Annotated in this window: 14 protein-coding genes; 6 read left to right on the forward strand and 8 right to left on the reverse strand. The window is 73.7% G+C overall.

Annotated features, from left to right (window positions below; genetic code table 11):
• Positions 1–6: 6 nt before the first annotated feature.
• On the forward strand, positions 7–777 hold the full coding sequence (locus EV684_RS20145) for a lysozyme (RefSeq protein ID WP_132649140.1): 771 nt from the start codon (positions 7–9) through the stop codon (positions 775–777).
• A gap of 15 nt (positions 778–792) precedes the next feature.
• Here the strand turns inward: EV684_RS20145 and EV684_RS20150 are convergent, their stop codons facing one another.
• The 4 genes from EV684_RS20150 to EV684_RS20165 are packed head-to-tail and all read right to left on the reverse strand — an operon-like array spanning position 793 to position 4,735.
• Positions 793–1,824: a VWA domain-containing protein gene (locus EV684_RS20150; RefSeq protein ID WP_132649141.1), complete on the reverse strand. Its 1,032-nt coding sequence runs from the start codon at positions 1,822–1,824 to the stop codon at positions 793–795.
• A complete protein-coding gene (locus EV684_RS20155; protein WP_132649142.1) occupies positions 1,821–2,774 on the reverse strand; it encodes a DUF58 domain-containing protein in 954 nt (317 codons plus the stop codon). Before EV684_RS20155 ends, EV684_RS20150 begins: the two co-directional genes overlap by 4 nt.
• Positions 2,767–3,744: an AAA family ATPase gene (locus EV684_RS20160; protein ID WP_132649182.1), complete on the reverse strand. Its 978-nt coding sequence runs from the start codon at positions 3,742–3,744 to the stop codon at positions 2,767–2,769. Before EV684_RS20160 ends, EV684_RS20155 begins: the two co-directional genes overlap by 8 nt.
• A gap of 58 nt (positions 3,745–3,802) precedes the next feature.
• Complete coding sequence (locus EV684_RS20165) at positions 3,803–4,735, reverse strand: S1C family serine protease (RefSeq protein WP_132649143.1); 933 nt, start codon at positions 4,733–4,735, stop codon at positions 3,803–3,805.
• A gap of 88 nt (positions 4,736–4,823) precedes the next feature.
• Between EV684_RS20165 and EV684_RS20170 the strand changes: the two genes are divergently transcribed.
• The 5 genes from EV684_RS20170 to EV684_RS20195 all read left to right on the forward strand — a co-directional run bounded on the left by EV684_RS20170 (position 4,824) and on the right by EV684_RS20195 (position 11,644).
• Entirely contained in the window at positions 4,824–5,726 is a 903-nt protein-coding gene (locus tag EV684_RS20170; RefSeq protein WP_165908549.1) for a TatD family hydrolase, read from the forward strand.
• Complete coding sequence (locus tag EV684_RS20180; RefSeq protein ID WP_132649145.1) at positions 5,723–6,220, forward strand: DNA-deoxyinosine glycosylase; 498 nt, start codon at positions 5,723–5,725, stop codon at positions 6,218–6,220. The genes EV684_RS20170 and EV684_RS20180 overlap by 4 nt, the downstream gene beginning before the upstream one ends.
• Positions 6,221–6,294: 74 nt before the next feature.
• Positions 6,295–9,078, forward strand: coding sequence for a DUF3857 domain-containing protein (locus tag EV684_RS20185; protein ID WP_132649146.1), 2,784 nt, complete (start codon positions 6,295–6,297; stop codon positions 9,076–9,078).
• 8 nt (positions 9,079–9,086) lie between these two features.
• Positions 9,087–9,869, forward strand: coding sequence for a class I SAM-dependent methyltransferase (locus EV684_RS20190; RefSeq protein ID WP_132649147.1), 783 nt, complete (start codon positions 9,087–9,089; stop codon positions 9,867–9,869).
• The gene (locus EV684_RS20195) at positions 9,866–11,644 is read left to right on the forward strand and encodes a GspE/PulE family protein (protein WP_132649148.1); all 1,779 of its coding nucleotides are present in this window, start codon (positions 9,866–9,868) and stop codon (positions 11,642–11,644) included. Before EV684_RS20190 ends, EV684_RS20195 begins: the two co-directional genes overlap by 4 nt.
• Before the next feature lie 7 nt (positions 11,645–11,651).
• Here EV684_RS20195 and EV684_RS20200 read toward each other — a convergent pair whose 3' ends face one another.
• The 4 genes from EV684_RS20200 to EV684_RS20215 are packed head-to-tail and all read right to left on the reverse strand — an operon-like array spanning position 11,652 to position 15,435.
• Positions 11,652–12,413: a LamB/YcsF family protein gene (locus EV684_RS20200; protein WP_132649149.1), complete on the reverse strand. Its 762-nt coding sequence runs from the start codon at positions 12,411–12,413 to the stop codon at positions 11,652–11,654.
• Positions 12,410–13,414 carry a 5-oxoprolinase subunit C family protein gene (locus tag EV684_RS20205; RefSeq protein ID WP_132649150.1) on the reverse strand — a complete coding sequence of 335 codons (1,005 nt, stop codon included), beginning with the start codon at positions 13,412–13,414 and terminating at the stop codon, positions 12,410–12,412. Before EV684_RS20205 ends, EV684_RS20200 begins: the two co-directional genes overlap by 4 nt.
• Complete coding sequence (gene pxpB / locus EV684_RS20210) at positions 13,411–14,130, reverse strand: 5-oxoprolinase subunit PxpB (protein WP_132649151.1); 720 nt, start codon at positions 14,128–14,130, stop codon at positions 13,411–13,413. Before pxpB ends, EV684_RS20205 begins: the two co-directional genes overlap by 4 nt.
• Before the next feature lie 6 nt (positions 14,131–14,136).
• Entirely contained in the window at positions 14,137–15,435 is a 1,299-nt protein-coding gene (locus EV684_RS20215) for a TRAP transporter large permease (protein WP_132649152.1), read from the reverse strand.
• Positions 15,436–15,451: the final 16 nt, after the last annotated feature.

Below are 15,451 nucleotides of genomic sequence, written 5' to 3' on the forward strand. Positions count from 1 at the left end.
GCGACGATGCCGGCAACGCTGCGCGACATGCCCGACGAGGGGCTGGAACTGGTCAAGAGTTTCGAAGGCATCCCCGACGGCGACCCCCGCACGGTCAAGGTCGACGCCTATCTCGACCCGGTCGGCATCTGGACCATCGGCTGGGGCCATGCGATCGCCGACCACGCCGGCCGCTGGCTGCGCGGGCCGGCGGCGGCGGACCAGGCGCGCGCCGCCTACCCGGGCGGCATCACGCGCGAGCAGGCCGAGACGCTGCTGCGCGCCGACCTGCTCGATGCCTGCCGCGACGTGCAGCGCCTGGTGACGCTGCCGCTGTCGGACGCGCAGTTCGGCGCCCTCGTCAGCTTCGTCTTCAACCTCGGCGCCGGCAGCCTGATGAAGTCCACGCTGCTGAAGAAGCTCAATGCCGGCGACGCCGCCGGCGCTGCCGACCAGTTCCTGGTCTGGGACAAGGCGCGTGTGGACGGCGTGCTCAAGCCGCTGCCGGGGCTGACGCGGCGGCGCTGCGCCGAGCGGGCGCTGTTCCTGGGCGAGAACTGGCGTGCCGCCGGCGGGGTGCGCACGGTGCGCGGCGCGGTGGTGCTGCCGCTGCCCGCGCGCTCGATCGCGCGCCGTGTCGAGCGCGAGCAGGAGGCCGCCAACGCCGCGCCGCGCCAGCGCGCCGCACGCGGCGCGGTGCTGGCCACGCAGGATCCGCTGGGCCTTCAGCTGCCGGCCAAGCCGCGGCGCGCCACCGCCAAGCGGGCAAAAAAACGCTCCGAGCCGACGCCTGCCTGAACCGGGCCGGGCGCGTCAGGCGACGCGCCCGAACCACCACAGCGACAGCGCCGACGCCGCCAGCGCCAGCAGCGCGCCCAGCCCTGCGAACAGCGCCGTGATCTCGGTCTCCTTGCGCTCGACGACCATGCGCGAGCCCAGGCGCTGGTAGACCTTCTTCAGGTCCTCGGCGGTGCCGGCGTAGAAGTACTCGCCCATCGTCATCTGCGCGATCTGCCGCAGCGTGTCCTCGTCCAGGCGCACGCGCATCGACCAGCCCTCGAAGCCGATGATCTCGCCCTGCGTCGTGCCGATGCCCACGGTGTAGACGCGGATGCCGCGGTCTGCGGCCATCTTCGCGGCGTCCACGGGGTCGGGGCCGGTGGTGCGCTGGCCGTCGGTCAGCAGGATCATCGCCGCCGAGCCGTAGGAGCCCACCGGCACCGGCGTGAACTCGGCCTTCTTCTCCGGGTCGCCGAGCATGCGCGGCATCGTGCGCTGGCCGGTGATCTGCTGGATGTCGATGCCGGCGTCGGGGAAGATCGTCGCCAGCGACAGCACGATGCCGCTGCCGATCGCGGTGCCGCGCTGGAGCTGGAAGCGGTCGATCGCGGCGAAGACGTCGTCGCGGCTGGTCGTCGGCGCCTGCACGACGGCGGCGGTGCCGGCAAAGGACACCACGCCGACGCGCACCTCGCGCGGCAGCGACTCGACGAAGGCCCGCGCCGCCTCCTGCGCTGCGACCAGCCGGTTGGGCTTGACGTCCTCGGCGCGCATGCTGCCCGAGACGTCCATCGCCAGGATGATCGTGCGCTCGGCCATCGGCAGCGTCAGCGTCGCGGTGGGCCGTGCCAGCGCCAGCAGCAGCGCGGCCAGCGCCAGCGCCATCAGCGCCGGCGGCACATGGCGGCGCCAGCCCGGGCCTTTGCCGAGCGCCTGCTTGACGATCGCGACGCTGGCCAGGCGCACCGTCGCGCGCCGGCGCCGGCGCAGGATCCACAGGTACAGCAGCACCAGCACCGGCAGGAGGGCCAGCGCCGGCAGCATCTGCGGCCACAAAAAGCTCATCCCCCGGCCTCCAACGGTTCGGCTCGCTGGCGCAGGTGCGCCGGCAGCCGCGGTGAGGCCTTCAGCCGCGCGCGCTGGCGGCGCAGGTCGGCAAAACGCAGCAGCGCGTCGAGCAGGTCCTCGTCGGTGGCCAGTTCCAGCACGTCGGCGCCGGACTCGAACAGCGCCGCGAGCAGGGCTTCTTCCTGCTCGGCGGCCAGTGCGTCGTGGCGGGCGCGGAAGTCCGGGTCGGCGGCGTCGACGAGCAGCTGCTCGCCGGTTTCGGCGTCCTCGACGGTGACCAGGCCGACGTCGGGCAGCGCCATCTCGGCCGGATCGAGCACGCGCACCGCGACGACCTCGTGGCGGCGCGCCAGCCGGCCCAGCGCCGGCCCCCAGCCGGGCGTGCTGATGAAGTCGGAGACGACGAAGACCATCGAGCGCCGGCGCAGGATGCCGCCCGCGGTGTCCAGCAGCTCGGCCAGCGTCGTCGGCGAATTGCCGGGCACCGGTTTGTCGGGTGCCTGCATGCGGCGCAGCAGCTCCAGCACGTGGCGCCGCGTGGCCGACGGCGGCAGCACGTGTTCGACCTTGCGGCCGTAGAGCACCGCGCCGACGCGGTTGCCGTGGCGCGTGAAGACGCGCGCCAGCGCGCCGACAAAAGCCTGCGAGACCTCGCGCTTGGTGCACGCGCCGGAGCCGAAGTCGACGCTGGGAGACAGGTCCAGCAGGAACCAGGCCGTCAGGTCGCGGTCCTCGACGAACTGGCGCACGTAAGGCTGCTGCAGCCGCGCGGTGACGTTCCAGTCGATGTGGCGCACGTCGTCGAAGAGCTGGTATTCACGCAGGTCGGCGAGGTCGACGCCAGCGCCGCGCAGCAGCGTTCGCCAGTCGCCCTGCAGCACGCCGTCGAGGCGGCGCAGCACCGTCCACTCCAGCCGGCGCAGCAGGTGCTCGGCCGACTCAGGCACCGGCGTTCCCGTCGAAACGGCCCGCCGCCAGGGGTTTGTCCGGCGGCGTGATCTTCTTCATCACGCGCTGCACGATGGCGTCGGCCGTCACGCCTTCGGCCAGCGCCTCGTAGCTCAGCACCAGGCGGTGACGCATCACGTCGGCCACCATGCCGGCGACGTCCTCGGGCAGCGCGTAGCGGCGGCCTGCCAGCAGCGCCAGCGCACGGGCGCCTTCGATCATGCCGATCGTCGCGCGCGGGCTGGCGCCGTAGGTCAGCAGCCGGCCGAGGTCGGCGAGGTCGTGGCGTGCCGGCGTGCGCGTCGCCGACACGAGCTTCACCGCGTACTGGATCAGCGCCGGGTCGACGTAGACCTCGCGGCACTGACGCTGCAGCGCGGCCAGCGCGAAGGTGTCGGCCACCGCGTCGATCTCGACGGCCGGGCCGGTGACACGCTGGGCGATGACGAACTCCTCTTCCTCGCTCGGGTAGTCGACCAGCACCTTCATCATGAAGCGGTCGACCTGGGCCTCGGGCAGCGGATAGGTGCCTTCGGTCTCGATCGGGTTCTGCGTCGCCATCACGACGAAGGGCTCGGGCACGCGGTGGGTCTCGCCGGCGATCGTCACCTGCCGCTCCTGCATCACCTCCAGCAGCGCGCTCTGCACCTTGGCCGGCGCGCGGTTGATCTCGTCGGCCAGCACCAGGTTGGCGAACACCGGGCCGAGCGCGGTCGTGAACTCGCCGGTCTTCTGGTTGTAGATGCGCGTGCCGACGAGGTCCGAGGGCACCAGGTCGGGCGTGAACTGGATGCGCTTGAAGCTGCCGCGCACCGCGCGCGCCAGCGTCTTCACGGTCAGCGTCTTGGCCAGGCCCGGCACGCCCTCGACGAGCAGGTGGCCCTGCGCGAGCAGGGCGACGAGCACGCGCTCGAGGAAACGGTCCTGGCCGACGACGACACGCTTGACTTCGTAGAGCAGGCGCTCCATCAGCGCCGGGGGGGTGTCGCTCTCGGGTGCTGTCACGAAACTCTCCGTAGGGCGCCGCTCAGAACGGCGGCATGCCGGCGGCGGCCGCGGCATTTTCGATCGGCACGGCAAAGCCGATGCCGACGAAGGTGCGTTCCTCCGACGGGTTCAGGATGGCGGTCACGATGCCGACGACCTGGCCGTCCATCGTCACCAGCGGGCCGCCCGAGTTGCCGGGGTTGGCGGCGGCGTCGAACTGGATCAGGTTGGTCAGCGTGCGTTTGCCCGTCTCGGAACGGAACTCGCGGTTGAGCCCCGAGACGACGCCGTAGCTCGTCGACGGCCCGATGCCGAAGGGGTGGCCGACGGCGATCACGTGCTCGCCCGGGCGCAGGTCGGCGGTGCTGCGCATCGTGGCCGCGGCGAGGTCGTCGGGGATGTGGTCGGCGCGCAGCACCGCCAGGTCGTTCTCGGCCTGCACCCCCACCAGACGGGCACGCGACTCGGTGCCGTCGGCGAAGCTCACGCGCACCCGGTGCGCGCCCCAGACGACGTGCAGGTTGGTGAGGATGGTGCCGTTGTCGATGACGACCACGCCGGTGCCCAGGCTGCGCCGCATCGCGCGTTCGGAGTCGTCGAGCCGGCGGCCGTCGTCGTTCTCGTCCATCAGGCCGACGACCCGCACCACCGACGGCGCGACGGCCTCGTAGGCCTTGGCCGCCGCCGAAGGCAGCGGCTCCTTCTCGAGCGAGGCGCGCACCGCGGCGTCGATGTCGTCCTGGGTCAGCACGCGAGCGCCGGGGCGCAGCGGCCCGGTGGCCAGCAGCGCGACCACCGCGACGGCGGCGCCGGCAGCGGCCCACAGCGCCTCGGCCGGCACGCGGCGCCGACGTGCGGGCACGCCAGCCACGGGCGCGCCGGCCGGGGATGTCTCGGCATCTGGCGGGGCGGCGGCAGGCGGGGCGGCCTCGGCGGGCCGGCGCGAACGGCTGTAGAGCGGTGCCTTCTTCATCGTCGTGGGCTCCTGCACCGGGAACCGCCGGAGACGGTAACACGTTCGGCCGACCTCCCGAACCCGGCTTCGGCGGCATCATCGCGCCATGTGGATCGACACGCATTGCCATCTCGACGCCGCGGAATTCGACGCCGACCGCGACGCCGTCGTCGAACGTGCACGCGCCGCGGGCGTCGCGATGCAGGTGATCCCGGCGGTCCAGGCGGCCCACTTCGACGCCGTGCGTGAACTCGCGCAGCGCCACGGCCTGGCCTACGCGCTGGGCATCCATCCGCTGTATGTCGGCCACGCCGCCGACGAGGACCTGGAGCGCCTGGCCGACGAACTGCGCCGCCGCCGCGACGACCCGCGCCTGGTGGCCGTCGGCGAGATCGGGCTGGACCTGTTCGTGCCTGGCCTGGACCTCGAGCGCCAGCGCCGCTTCTACCTCGCGCAGCTGGCGCTGGCGCGCGACGCCGGCCTGCCGGTGATCCTGCACGTGCGCCGTTCGGCTGACCTGCTGCTGCACGGGCTGCGCCGCGTCGAGGTGGCCGGCGGCATCGCCCACGCCTTCAATGGCAGCGAGGCCCAGGCGGCGCAGTTCGCCGCGCTCGGCCTGCGGCTGGGTTTCGGCGGCGCGATGAGCTTCGAGCGTGCGCTGCAGATCCGCCGCCTGGCCGCGACGCTGCCCGACACCGTGCCGGTGCTGGAGACCGACGCGCCCGACATCCCGCCGCAGTGGCTGTACCGCAGCGCCGCCGAGCGTGCCGCCGGCGCCGCGCCGGGGCGCAACGAGCCGTGCGAGCTGCCCCGCATCGCCGGCACGCTGGGCGCGCTGCGCGGCTGGACGCCGGAGCACACCGCCGCGGTCACGACGGCCAACGCGTTCGCGGCGCTGCCGCGCCTGGCGGCGCTGCCGCGCCTGGCGGCGCTGCCGCGCCTGGCGGCGCTGCCGCGCCTGGCGGCGCTGCCGCGCCTGGCGGCGCTGGGCACCGAGCCGTCGCCATGACCGGGCGCCTCGTCGGCCTGGCGCCGGTGGCCGATGCACGCACCCGCCTGGTCGTGCTCGGCAGCTTTCCGAGCGTCGCCTCGCTCGGCGCGGGGCAGTACTACGCCCATCCGCGCAATCATTTCTGGCCCATCCTGTCGGCGCTGTGGGGGCTGGACCTGCGCGCGCTGCCTTATCCCGAGCGGCTTCAGCAGATGCTGAGCCGCGGCCTGGGCCTCTGGGACGTCTACGCCGCCTGCCGCCGTGAAGGCAGCCTGGACACCGCGATCGAGGCCGCCGAGCTCAACGACTTCGCCGCGCTGCGCCGCCTGGCGCCGGCGCTGCAGGCGGTGGCGCACAACGGCGGCGAGTCGGCGCGCACGATGCGGCGGCTGCAGGCGCTGGGGCTGACGACGCTGCGCCTGCCGTCCACCAGCCCGGCCAACGCCAGCTGGAGCTTCGAGCGCAAGCTCGCCGCCTGGCGCGAGGTCTTCGCCGCGCACGGCCTGGCCTGAGCTGCGCCCTGCGGCCCCGTGCCGGGGCCCGGTCACAATGCGGCGCCAAGAGCAAGTGCAGGGAGATCCCGAAAATGTCACGAGGGTGGAGGCGCTGGTGGGCGGCGCTGGCGACGGGACTGCTGGCCGCCGGGACGGCGGCGGCGGCGCCGAAGACGGCCGGTTTCGAGATCGGCCGCGAGCCGGCCTGGGTGCAGCCGATGTCGGCCAGCGGTCTGGACGCCGGCCTGCCGGCGGCGCCGCTGCAGGTGCTGCTGGTCGACCAGCAGACCCGCCTGCCGGCCGGGCGCGGGCCCAGCGAGCGCTACCGCCACATCGTGCGCCAGGTGCGCGACGGCAGCGGCCTGGAGAACGCGGCGCAGATCAGCATCGAGTTCGACCCGAGCTACGAGCGCCTGACGCTGCACCGGCTGGAACTGCGCCGCGGCGGTGCGCGCATCGACAAGCTCGCCGCGCGCCGCGTGCGCCTGCTCGACCGCGAGACCGGGCTGGAACAGCAGCGCCTGGACGGCCGGCGCACGGCCTCCATCGTGCTGGACGACGTGCGGGTCGGTGACCGCATCGAGTTCGCCTACACGCTCGTCGGCGACAACCCGGTGTTCGACGGCCGTTTCGTCCAGGTCGACTGGACACGCCACGGCCTGGGGCCGACCGGCCTGTACCGCTACCGCCTGCTGGCGCCGGCGCAGCGCACGATCCACCACCGCGCCGGCGCCGCCGAGGTGGCCGACGGCGGCCGCACTGCCGACGGCCTGCGCGTCACCGAGTTCCGCCGCCGCGGGGTGCCGCGTTTCGTCGAGGATTCGTACGCCCCGGCCGACAGCTGGCTCGACGACATGCTGCAGCTCAGCGAGTTCGCCGACTGGGGCGAGGTCGCGCGCTGGGCCGAGGCGCTGTTCGCGCCCGCGCTGCGGCCCTCGGCCGAAGTCTCGGCGCAGGCCGAGGCACTGCGCGGCACCGACCCTGGAACCCGGCTGCTGGCGCTGCTGGACTTCGTGCAGACCCAGGTGCGCTACTTCGGCACCGAGATCGGCGCCAGCTCGCACCGCCCGGCGCCGGCCGCGCAGACGCTGGCCCAGCGCTACGGCGACTGCAAGGACAAGGTCGTGCTGCTCGGCGCGCTGGCCAGCGCGGCCGGCGTGCGCGCCACGCCGGTGCTGGTGTCCAGCACGATGCGCCGCGACGTCGCGGCGATGCTGCCCAGCCCGCTGGCCTTCGACCACGTCGTCGCCGAGCTGCAGCCCGAAGGGCGCAGCCTGCTCGTCGACCCCACGCGTTCGATGCAGACCGGGCCCCTGGACGAACGCATCGCGCGTGGCCTGGGCTGGGGCCTGCCGGCACGCGCCGACGCCGCGGCGCTGGTCGAGCTTCCCTCGCATCAGGGCCAGCTGCAGGGCGAGGGCGAGGACACCCTGCGTTTCGCCTCGTTGTCGCAGCCGGCGGTCTTCGAATCGGTGCAGACCTATTACGGCGACATCGCCGAATCGCTGCGCTCCGAGCGCGCGGCGCGCGGGGCCGAGGAGTTCGAGCGCAGCGCGCGCGCCGACCACCTGCGCCTGTACCCCGGACTGGTGGCCGACGGCGCGCTGGAGGTCGCCGACGTGCCGGGCCGCAACGCGCTGCGGCTGGTGCAGCGCTACACGCTGGCGCCGCCCTGGCGTTTCCCCGAGCAGCGGGTCTTCGCCGCCGACTACGGCCTGCCGCTGCCGATGTCGGTGCTGCGCCTGCCCGACAGCTCGGATCGGCCGCGCGGCCTGCGCCTGGCGCTGCCCGGGCGTTATCGCCAGAGCGTGGAGTTCCGGTTCGCCGAGCCCACCTTCGGGCGCAGCAGCAGCTCGCGCGCCGAGGAGTCGGCGCCGGCCTTCCGTCTGCAGCTGCGCGCCGAGATGGCGCCGCAGTCGCAGCGCCTGGACGCCGAGCTGGAGATGCTGCAGGACCGCGTCGCCGCGGCCGACTTCCCGGCCTATCGCGAACGCCTGGTGCGCGCCTTCGGCCGCCTGGCCGGCACGGTGCAGGTGCCGGCGGTGAGCCCGGCGCAGGCCGAGCTGATGCGCCAGCGCTACGCCGCGCTGGACACCCAGCTGCGTTCGGGCCGGCTGCGCATCGTCACCGAGATGCAGCGCGAGTCGCTCGGCCGCCGCGTGCTGCTCGACGCCGTGCTCGCCGGCGACCGCCTGTCGCCGGGCCTGCGCGCCCAGACGCTGACCGAACGCGCGATGCTGCTGGACCACCTGGGCGAGACCGACGCCGCACGCGCCGATCTGCAGGCCGCGCTGGCGCTGGACGGCGAGGCCGCGGCCACGCACGCCGCCGCGGCGGTCAACGCGCTGATCCGCGGCGCCTACGGCGAGGCCGAACACGCCGCCGACGAGGCGCTGCGCCGTGCACCTTCGGACATCGAGTCGCTGCAGACCCGCGCCCGCGCCGCCTACCTGCGCGGCGACGGCGCCGCGGCGCGTGCCGGCTTCGAGACCGCGCTGAAGGACCGCACGGTGCGCGAGGCCGGCTACGCGCCGATCTGGCTGTACCTGGCGGTGCGCCGCGCCGGCGCCGACGGCGCCGCGGCGCTGCGCCAGGTGGCGCCGGCCGGCCAGCGCGCCTGGCCGCATCCGGTGGCGCGCTGGCTGGCCGGCGAGGCCAGCTTCGACGACGCGCTGGCCGCCACGCGCGAGGGCGGCCGTGGCGACCCGGGGCGCGAGTGCGAGCTGCAGTTCTTCGCCGGACAGAAGGCCCTGCTCGACGGCGACCGTGCCGCGGCACGGCGCCATTTCCGCCGCGCCGTCGACACCGGCGTCACCGAATACGTCGAGTACGGCCTGTCCCGGCTCGAGCTCCAGCGCCTGGACGGCGCCCGCTGATGTTTCCGATGGCCGATCAAGACCTTTCCTCCCTGCCCGAAGCGACGCTCAGCGAATCCGACGGCGTGCGTTACCTGCACCTGGGCTCGATCTGGGTGCAGGGCGCGATGCGCATCCGCAAGCCCCAGGTCGTCGAGCTGGAATACGTGCAGCGCATGCTCGCCAGCCTGCTGTGGCTGCCCACCGAGGCCATCGGCCAGGGGCGCGCGCTGCAGCTCGGGCTGGGCGCGGCGGCGATCACGCGCTTCACGCACAAGGCGCTGCGCATGCCGACGACGGTGGTCGAGCTCAACCCGCAGGTCGTCGCCGTGTGCCGCAACTGGTTCCACCTGCCGGCCGAGGCCGACGTCGTGGTGGCCGACGCCGGGCGCTGGCTGCACGAGCAGGCCGAGCCGCAGAGCGTGCAGCTGCTGCATGTCGACCTCTACGACCACGAGGCCGCCGCGCCGGTCCTCGACGACGAAGGCTTCTACGCCGGCTGCCGCGCGGTGCTGGAAGACGGCGGCCTGATGAGCGTGAACCTCTTCGGCCGCGACGCCAGCTTCGAGCGCAGCATCGCGCGCATCGCCGCGGTCTTCGGCGCCGACCAGGTCTGGAGCCTGCGGCCGACGAAGGAGGGCAACACCGTCGTCGTCGCCGGCCGTCATGTCGAGATGCCGGCGCGCAACGTGCTGACCGAACGCGCCGCGACAATCGAGGCGCGTTTCGGCGCCTACGGCCTGCCGGCGCGCAAGTGGCTGCGCATGCTCAGGCCCTACGCCGGGCCGCAACCCGCACGAGAGGCACGATGAACCGCAAGACCCCGCGTGGAAGGCTCGACTGGCGCCAGCTGCTCGACTGGCTGCGCGAGGACGGCTGGATCACGCCGGCCGATGCCGAGCGCGTGGTGCGGCGTTTCGGCGCCGGCGCCTCCAGCCTGCATGCGCTGGTGCGTCTGGGCGGCGCGGGGCTGGTGCGCGCCGGCAGCGGCGAGGCGCTGGACACCGAGGCGCTGACCGCCTGGCTGGCCGGCCGCGCCGGCATGCCCTATCTGCGCATCGACCCGCTGCGCGTGGACGTCGGCCGTGTCGCCGAGGTGATGAGCGTGCACTACGCCGAGAGCCGCCGGGCGCTGCCGGTGGCGGTGTCGCCGACCGAGGTCACGGTGGCCACCGCCGAGCCCTTCGACGTCGACTGGGTGAGCGAGATCGAGGCCCACACCCGGCGCACGCTGCGCCTGGTGGTCGCCAACCCCGAGGACGTGCGCCGCTACACGACCGAGTTCTACGCCCTGGCCAAGTCGGTGCGCGCGGCGCAGAAGAGCGGCGAGGTCTCGGCGGTGGCGAGCTTCGAGCAGCTGGTCGAGCTCGGCCGCGCCAAGGGCACGCTGGACGCCAACGACCAGGGCGTGGTGCAGGTCGTCGACTGGCTCTGGCAGTACGCCTTCGACCAGCGCGCCAGCGACATCCACCTCGAGCCGCGGCGCGACATGGGCGCGATCCGCTTTCGCATCGACGGCGTGCTGCACACCGTCTACCAGGTGCCGCTGACGGTGATGAGCGCGATGGTCGCGCGCATCAAGCTGCTCGGCCGCATGGACGTCGTCGAGCGCCGCCGGCCGCTGGACGGGCGCATCAAGACCGTGCGCCCCGATGCCGGCGGCAGCCGCGGCGGCGAGGTCGAGATGCGGCTGTCGACCATGCCCACGGCCTTCGGCGAGAAGCTGGTGATGCGCATCTTCGACCCCGAGACCGTGGTCAAGGGCGTCGAGGCGCTGGGCTTCGGCGCCGCCGAGGCCCGGGCCTGGCAGGAGCTGACCGGCCGTGCGCACGGCATCATCCTCGTCACCGGCCCGACCGGCAGCGGCAAGACGACGACGCTCTACGCGACGCTGAAGGCGCTGGCCAACGAGACGGTCAACGTCTGCACGATCGAGGACCCGATCGAGATGATCGAGCCGGCGTTCAACCAGACCCAGGTGCAGCAGTCCATCGACATGGGTTTCGCCGAAGGCCTGCGCGCGCTGATGCGCCAGGACCCGGACATCATCATGGTCGGCGAGATCCGCGACCTGGCCACCGCCGAGATGGCGATCCAGGCCGCGCTCACCGGCCACCTGGTCTTCAGCACGCTGCACACCAACGACGCCGCGAGCGCCATCACGCGCCTGGCCGACCTGGGCGTGCCGCCCTACCTGATCTCGGCCACCGTGATCGGCGTGCTCGCGCAGCGCCTGACGCGCACGCTGTGCCCGGCCTGCAGGCAGCCCGACGACGCCAGCACGCGCGAGACGCTGGAGGCCGTGGTCAAGCCCTGGCGGCTGTCGGGCGGCATCCGCGCCTACAAGCCGGTGGGCTGCCTGGAGTGCCGCCACACCGGCTACCGCGGCCGCGCCGGGCTCTACGAGCTGCTGGTGATGGACGAGGCCGCGCGCTCGCACGTGCATCCGACACTGGACGCCGACGCGCTGCGCCGCCAGGGCATCAAGGGCGGCATGCGCCCGCTGCGCCTGGCCGGCGCGATGAAGGTCGCCGAGGGCGTGACGACGATCGAGGAAGTGCTGCGCAGCACGCCCTCGCTGCAGTAGGCCGGCTTCAGCGCCGCGCCGGCGCCTCGAACCGCACGCCGTCGGCCGCCAGCGCCTGGCGCAGGCTGCGCGCGAAGGCGAGCGCACCGGGCTGGTCGCCGTGCAGGCACAAGGTGTCGGCGCGCAGCGCGACGAGGCGGCCGCTGCGCGCCTGCACGTGCCCGTCCAGCATCCGCCGCACCTGGGCCAGCGCGGCCTGCTCGTCCTCGATCATCGCGCCCGGCGTGCCGCGCGGCGCGAGCGAACCGTCGTCGTCGTAGGCGCGGTCGGCGAACACCTCCTCGGCGACCTGGAGCCCGCGGGCCGCGGCGGCGGCCACCATCTCGCTGCCGGCCAGGCCGTAGAACACGAGCCCCGGGTCGACGTCGTGCACCGCCTGCGCCAGCGCGTCGGCCAGCGCGCGGTCTCGTGCCGCCATGTTGTAGAGCGCGCCGTGCGGCTTGACGTGGTTCAGCCGGCCGCCGGCGGCGTGCACGAAAGCCGCCAGCGCGCCGACCTGGTAGACCGTCATCGCGTAGGCGTCGGCGGGCGAGACCTGCATCGTGCGGCGGCCGAAACCCTGCAGGTCGGGCAGCCCGGGGTGGGCGCCGACCCGCACGCCGCGCGCCACCGCCGCGCCGGCGACGCGGCGCATCGTCTGCGGGTCGCCGGCATGGAAGCCGCAGGCGATGTTGGCCGAGGTCACGTGCTCCAGCAGCGCGAGGTCGTCGCCCAGGGTCCAGGCGCCGAAACCTTCGCCCATGTCGCAGTTCAGGTCCAGGGTCTTCATCGTCTCGTCTCCTCGGTGGCGGCGGGCTCGCCGCCGTCGTTCGCGCCCAGCAGCGCCAGCCGCAGCCGCTGCAGCCGGCGCTCGCGGTCTTCGATCAGCGCCTGCGCCAGGTCCAGCGTGACCAGCTCGAAGCGCACGCGCTGGCCCGGTGCCAGCTGCGCCAGCATCGGCAGGTCGACGGCGGCGACGTGCGCGATCTTCGGGTAGCCGCCGGTGCCGTGGCGGTCGGCCATCAGCACGATGGGCTGGCCGTCGGGCGGCAGCTGCACGGTGCCGAAGGCGACGCCTTCGGACAGCATCTCGTCCATGCGCGCCGGCGCCAGCGCCCGGCCCTGAAGCCGGTAGCCCATGCGGTCGGACTGCGCGCCGATGCGCCAGTCCTGCGACAGGAAGGACTGCTGCGCCTCGGGGCTGAAAGCGCCCCAGTGTTCGCCGGCCAGCACCGCCAGCGTGGCGCAGGCGTCCGGGGCCGGGTCGGGCAGCATCGCCAGCAGGTCCGCTGCCAGCGGGCGGCTGCCGGCGTGCGGCGGGGCCGCACGGCGCAGCGGCAGCCGGTCGCCAGCGCGCAGCGCGCGCCCGTCCAGGCCGCCGAAACCGCCGCGTGCATAGGTGCTGCGGCTGCCCAGCACCGGCGCCAGGTCGAAACCGCCGGCCACCGCCAGATAGGCACGCAGCCCGGCTTCGCGCGCGCCGAAGCCGAGCACGGCGCCGGCCGGCAGGTCCAGCGCCTGCATCGAGGGCACCGGCCGGCCGTCGACGACGGGGCCGAGTTCGGCGCCGGTGACGGCGATGCGCGCCGCGCACTCGAAGCGCAGCGTCGGCCCCTTGAGCAGGATCTCCAGCGTCGCTTCGTCCGCGGCGTTGCCGACGAGCAGGTTGGCCAGCCGGTGCGACCAGCCGTCCATCGCGCCGCCCACCGGCACGCCTTCGTGCTGCCAGCCCCAGCGGCCTTCGTCCTGCAGCAGGGTCTGCAGCCCGGGTTCCACGACTTCGATGTTCATCTCCGCTGCGCCGCCTGCAATTCGTGAAAGCGCGCCTCGTCTATGGCCTCGAAGCGGATCCGGTCGCCCGCGCGCAGCAGGCTGGGCGCGGCCGCCTGTGGGTCGAACAGGCGCAGCGGCGTGCGCCCCAGCAGCTGCCAGCCGCCGGGGGTCTCGAGCGGGTAGATGCAGGTCTGCTCGCGGGCGATCGCCACCGAGCCCGGCGCGATGCGCGTGCGCGGTGTCGCGCGCCGCGGCATGCGCAGCGCCGGGTCCAGCCCGGTGATGAACGGGAAGCCGGGCGCGAAGCCGAGCATGCAGACCTCGTGCGCCGACGCCAGGTGGCGGCGCACGACCTCGTCGGCGTCCAGGCCGCAGGCCGCCGCGACCGCGTCCAGGTCGGGGCCGGCTTCGCCGCCGTACCAGACCGGCACCACGACCTCGCGCCCAGCGCCGGCGCGTGGCAGGCGCAGCCGCGCCAGGCTCTGCTGCAGCCGCTCGCGCAGGCGTTCGTACGGCGGCCGCAGGTCGCCCGCTTCGCCCGGCACGTGCTCGGGACGGTAGTGCACGGTGACGCTGGTGTAGGCCGGCACCAGTTCGCGCACGCCGGCGGGCGCGTCGCGTTCGATCTGGCGCGCGGCGGCGCGCACGCGCCGCGTCGTCTCGGCGCCGACCTCGTCGCCCAGGCGCAGGATCAGCGCGCTGTCGCCCAGGGGTTCGATCCGCAGGTTCGTCACGCCGGCTCAGCCCATCGCGCCCGGCAGCGCCAGCACGATCTGCGGGAACACCGTGATCAGCACCGTGGCCAGCACCAGCAGCAGGAAGAAGGGCAGGGCCATGCGCGCCAGCTGCAGCAGCTGCAGCCCGGTGATGCCCTGGATCACGAACAGGTTGAAGCCCACCGGCGGCGTGATCTGCGCCATCTCGACGACCAGCACCAGGTAGATGCCGAACCACAGCGGGTCGATGCCCGCGGCCTGCACCGCCGGCATCAGCACCGCCGCGGTCAGCACGACGATCGAGATGCCGTCGAGAAAGCAGCCGAGCAGCATGAAGAACAGCGTCAGCACCACCAGCAGCTGCCAGGGCGCCAGCCCCATCGAGCCGATCCAGGCTGCCACCGTCGAGGGCAGCCCGGTGAAGCTCATCGCCGCGGTCAGGTAGGCCGCGCCCATCAGGATGAAGGTGATCATGCAGGAGGTGCGGGTCGCGCCCAGCAGGCTGGCGACGAAGCTCTGCCGGTTCAGCGAGCCGCCGAACGCGGCGATCGCCAGCGAGCCGATGACGCCGACCGCGGCGGCTTCGGTCGCGGTCGCCAGGCCGGCGTAGATCGAGCCGATGACGGCGACGATCAGCACCGTCACCGGCAGCAGCAGGCGCAGCCGCTTCATTCGCTCGGCCAGCGGCACACGTTCGCCTTCGTCGGGGATCTGGTCGCGGTGGCGCAGCGACCACAGCGCAATCCAGCCCGAGAACAGCGCCATCAGCAACAGCCCGGGCAGCACGCCGGCGGTGAACAGGCGCACGATCGACACCTGCGCAGCGACACCGTAGACGATCATCACGATCGACGGCGGGATCAGCAGCCCCAGCGTGCCGGCACCGGCCAGCGAGCCGACGGCGATCGCCTGCGGATAGCCGCGGCGCGCCAGCTCGGGCAGCGTGATGCGGCCGATCGTCGCCGCCGTCGCCGCCGACGAGCCGCTGACCGCGGCGAAGATGCCGCAGCCGATGACGTTGACGTGCAGCAGCCGCCCCGGCAGGCCGCGCACCCATGGGCCCAGGCCGGCGAACATGTCTTCCGCCAGCCGCGTGCGGTAGAGGATCTCGCCCATCCAGACGAACAGCGGCAGCGCCGTCAGCGCCCAGCTCGCGGTCGAGTTCCAGACCGTGGTGGAGAACAGCAGGCCCGGCGGCGTCGAGGTGAACAGCAGCAGCCCGGCCAGGCCGCAGCCGAGCAGCGCCAGCGCCACCCAGACGCCCAGGCCGAGCGCGATCAGCAGCAGCACCATCAGCAGTGCTGCCTGGGAGAGTTCGTTCATGACGGTTGCGGGCGCG

The sequence above is a fragment of the Rubrivivax gelatinosus genome, from assembly GCF_004340905.1.
Classification (GTDB): domain Bacteria; phylum Pseudomonadota; class Gammaproteobacteria; order Burkholderiales; family Burkholderiaceae_C; genus Rubrivivax; species Rubrivivax gelatinosus.

Coding starts and splice junctions, on each gene's coding strand:
- EV684_RS20145 (WP_132649140.1), top strand. CDS start 7: ATGCCGGCAACGCTGCGCGACATGCCCGACGAGGGGCTGGAACTGGTC.
- EV684_RS20150 (WP_132649141.1), bottom strand. CDS start 1,824: ATGAGCTTTTTGTGGCCGCAGATGCTGCCGGCGCTGGCCCTCCTGCCG.
- EV684_RS20160 (WP_132649182.1), bottom strand. CDS start 3,744: ATGGAGCGCCTGCTCTACGAAGTCAAGCGTGTCGTCGTCGGCCAGGAC.
- EV684_RS20165 (WP_132649143.1), bottom strand. CDS start 4,735: ATGAAGAAGGCACCGCTCTACAGCCGTTCGCGCCGGCCCGCCGAGGCC.
- EV684_RS20170 (WP_165908549.1), top strand. CDS start 4,824: ATGTGGATCGACACGCATTGCCATCTCGACGCCGCGGAATTCGACGCC.
- EV684_RS20180 (WP_132649145.1), top strand. CDS start 5,723: ATGACCGGGCGCCTCGTCGGCCTGGCGCCGGTGGCCGATGCACGCACC.
- EV684_RS20185 (WP_132649146.1), top strand. CDS start 6,295: ATGTCACGAGGGTGGAGGCGCTGGTGGGCGGCGCTGGCGACGGGACTG.
- EV684_RS20190 (WP_132649147.1), top strand. CDS start 9,087: ATGGCCGATCAAGACCTTTCCTCCCTGCCCGAAGCGACGCTCAGCGAA.
- EV684_RS20195 (WP_132649148.1), top strand. CDS start 9,866: ATGAACCGCAAGACCCCGCGTGGAAGGCTCGACTGGCGCCAGCTGCTC.
- EV684_RS20200 (WP_132649149.1), bottom strand. CDS start 12,413: ATGAAGACCCTGGACCTGAACTGCGACATGGGCGAAGGTTTCGGCGCC.
- EV684_RS20205 (WP_132649150.1), bottom strand. CDS start 13,414: ATGAACATCGAAGTCGTGGAACCCGGGCTGCAGACCCTGCTGCAGGAC.
- EV684_RS20215 (WP_132649152.1), bottom strand. CDS start 15,435: ATGAACGAACTCTCCCAGGCAGCACTGCTGATGGTGCTGCTGCTGATC.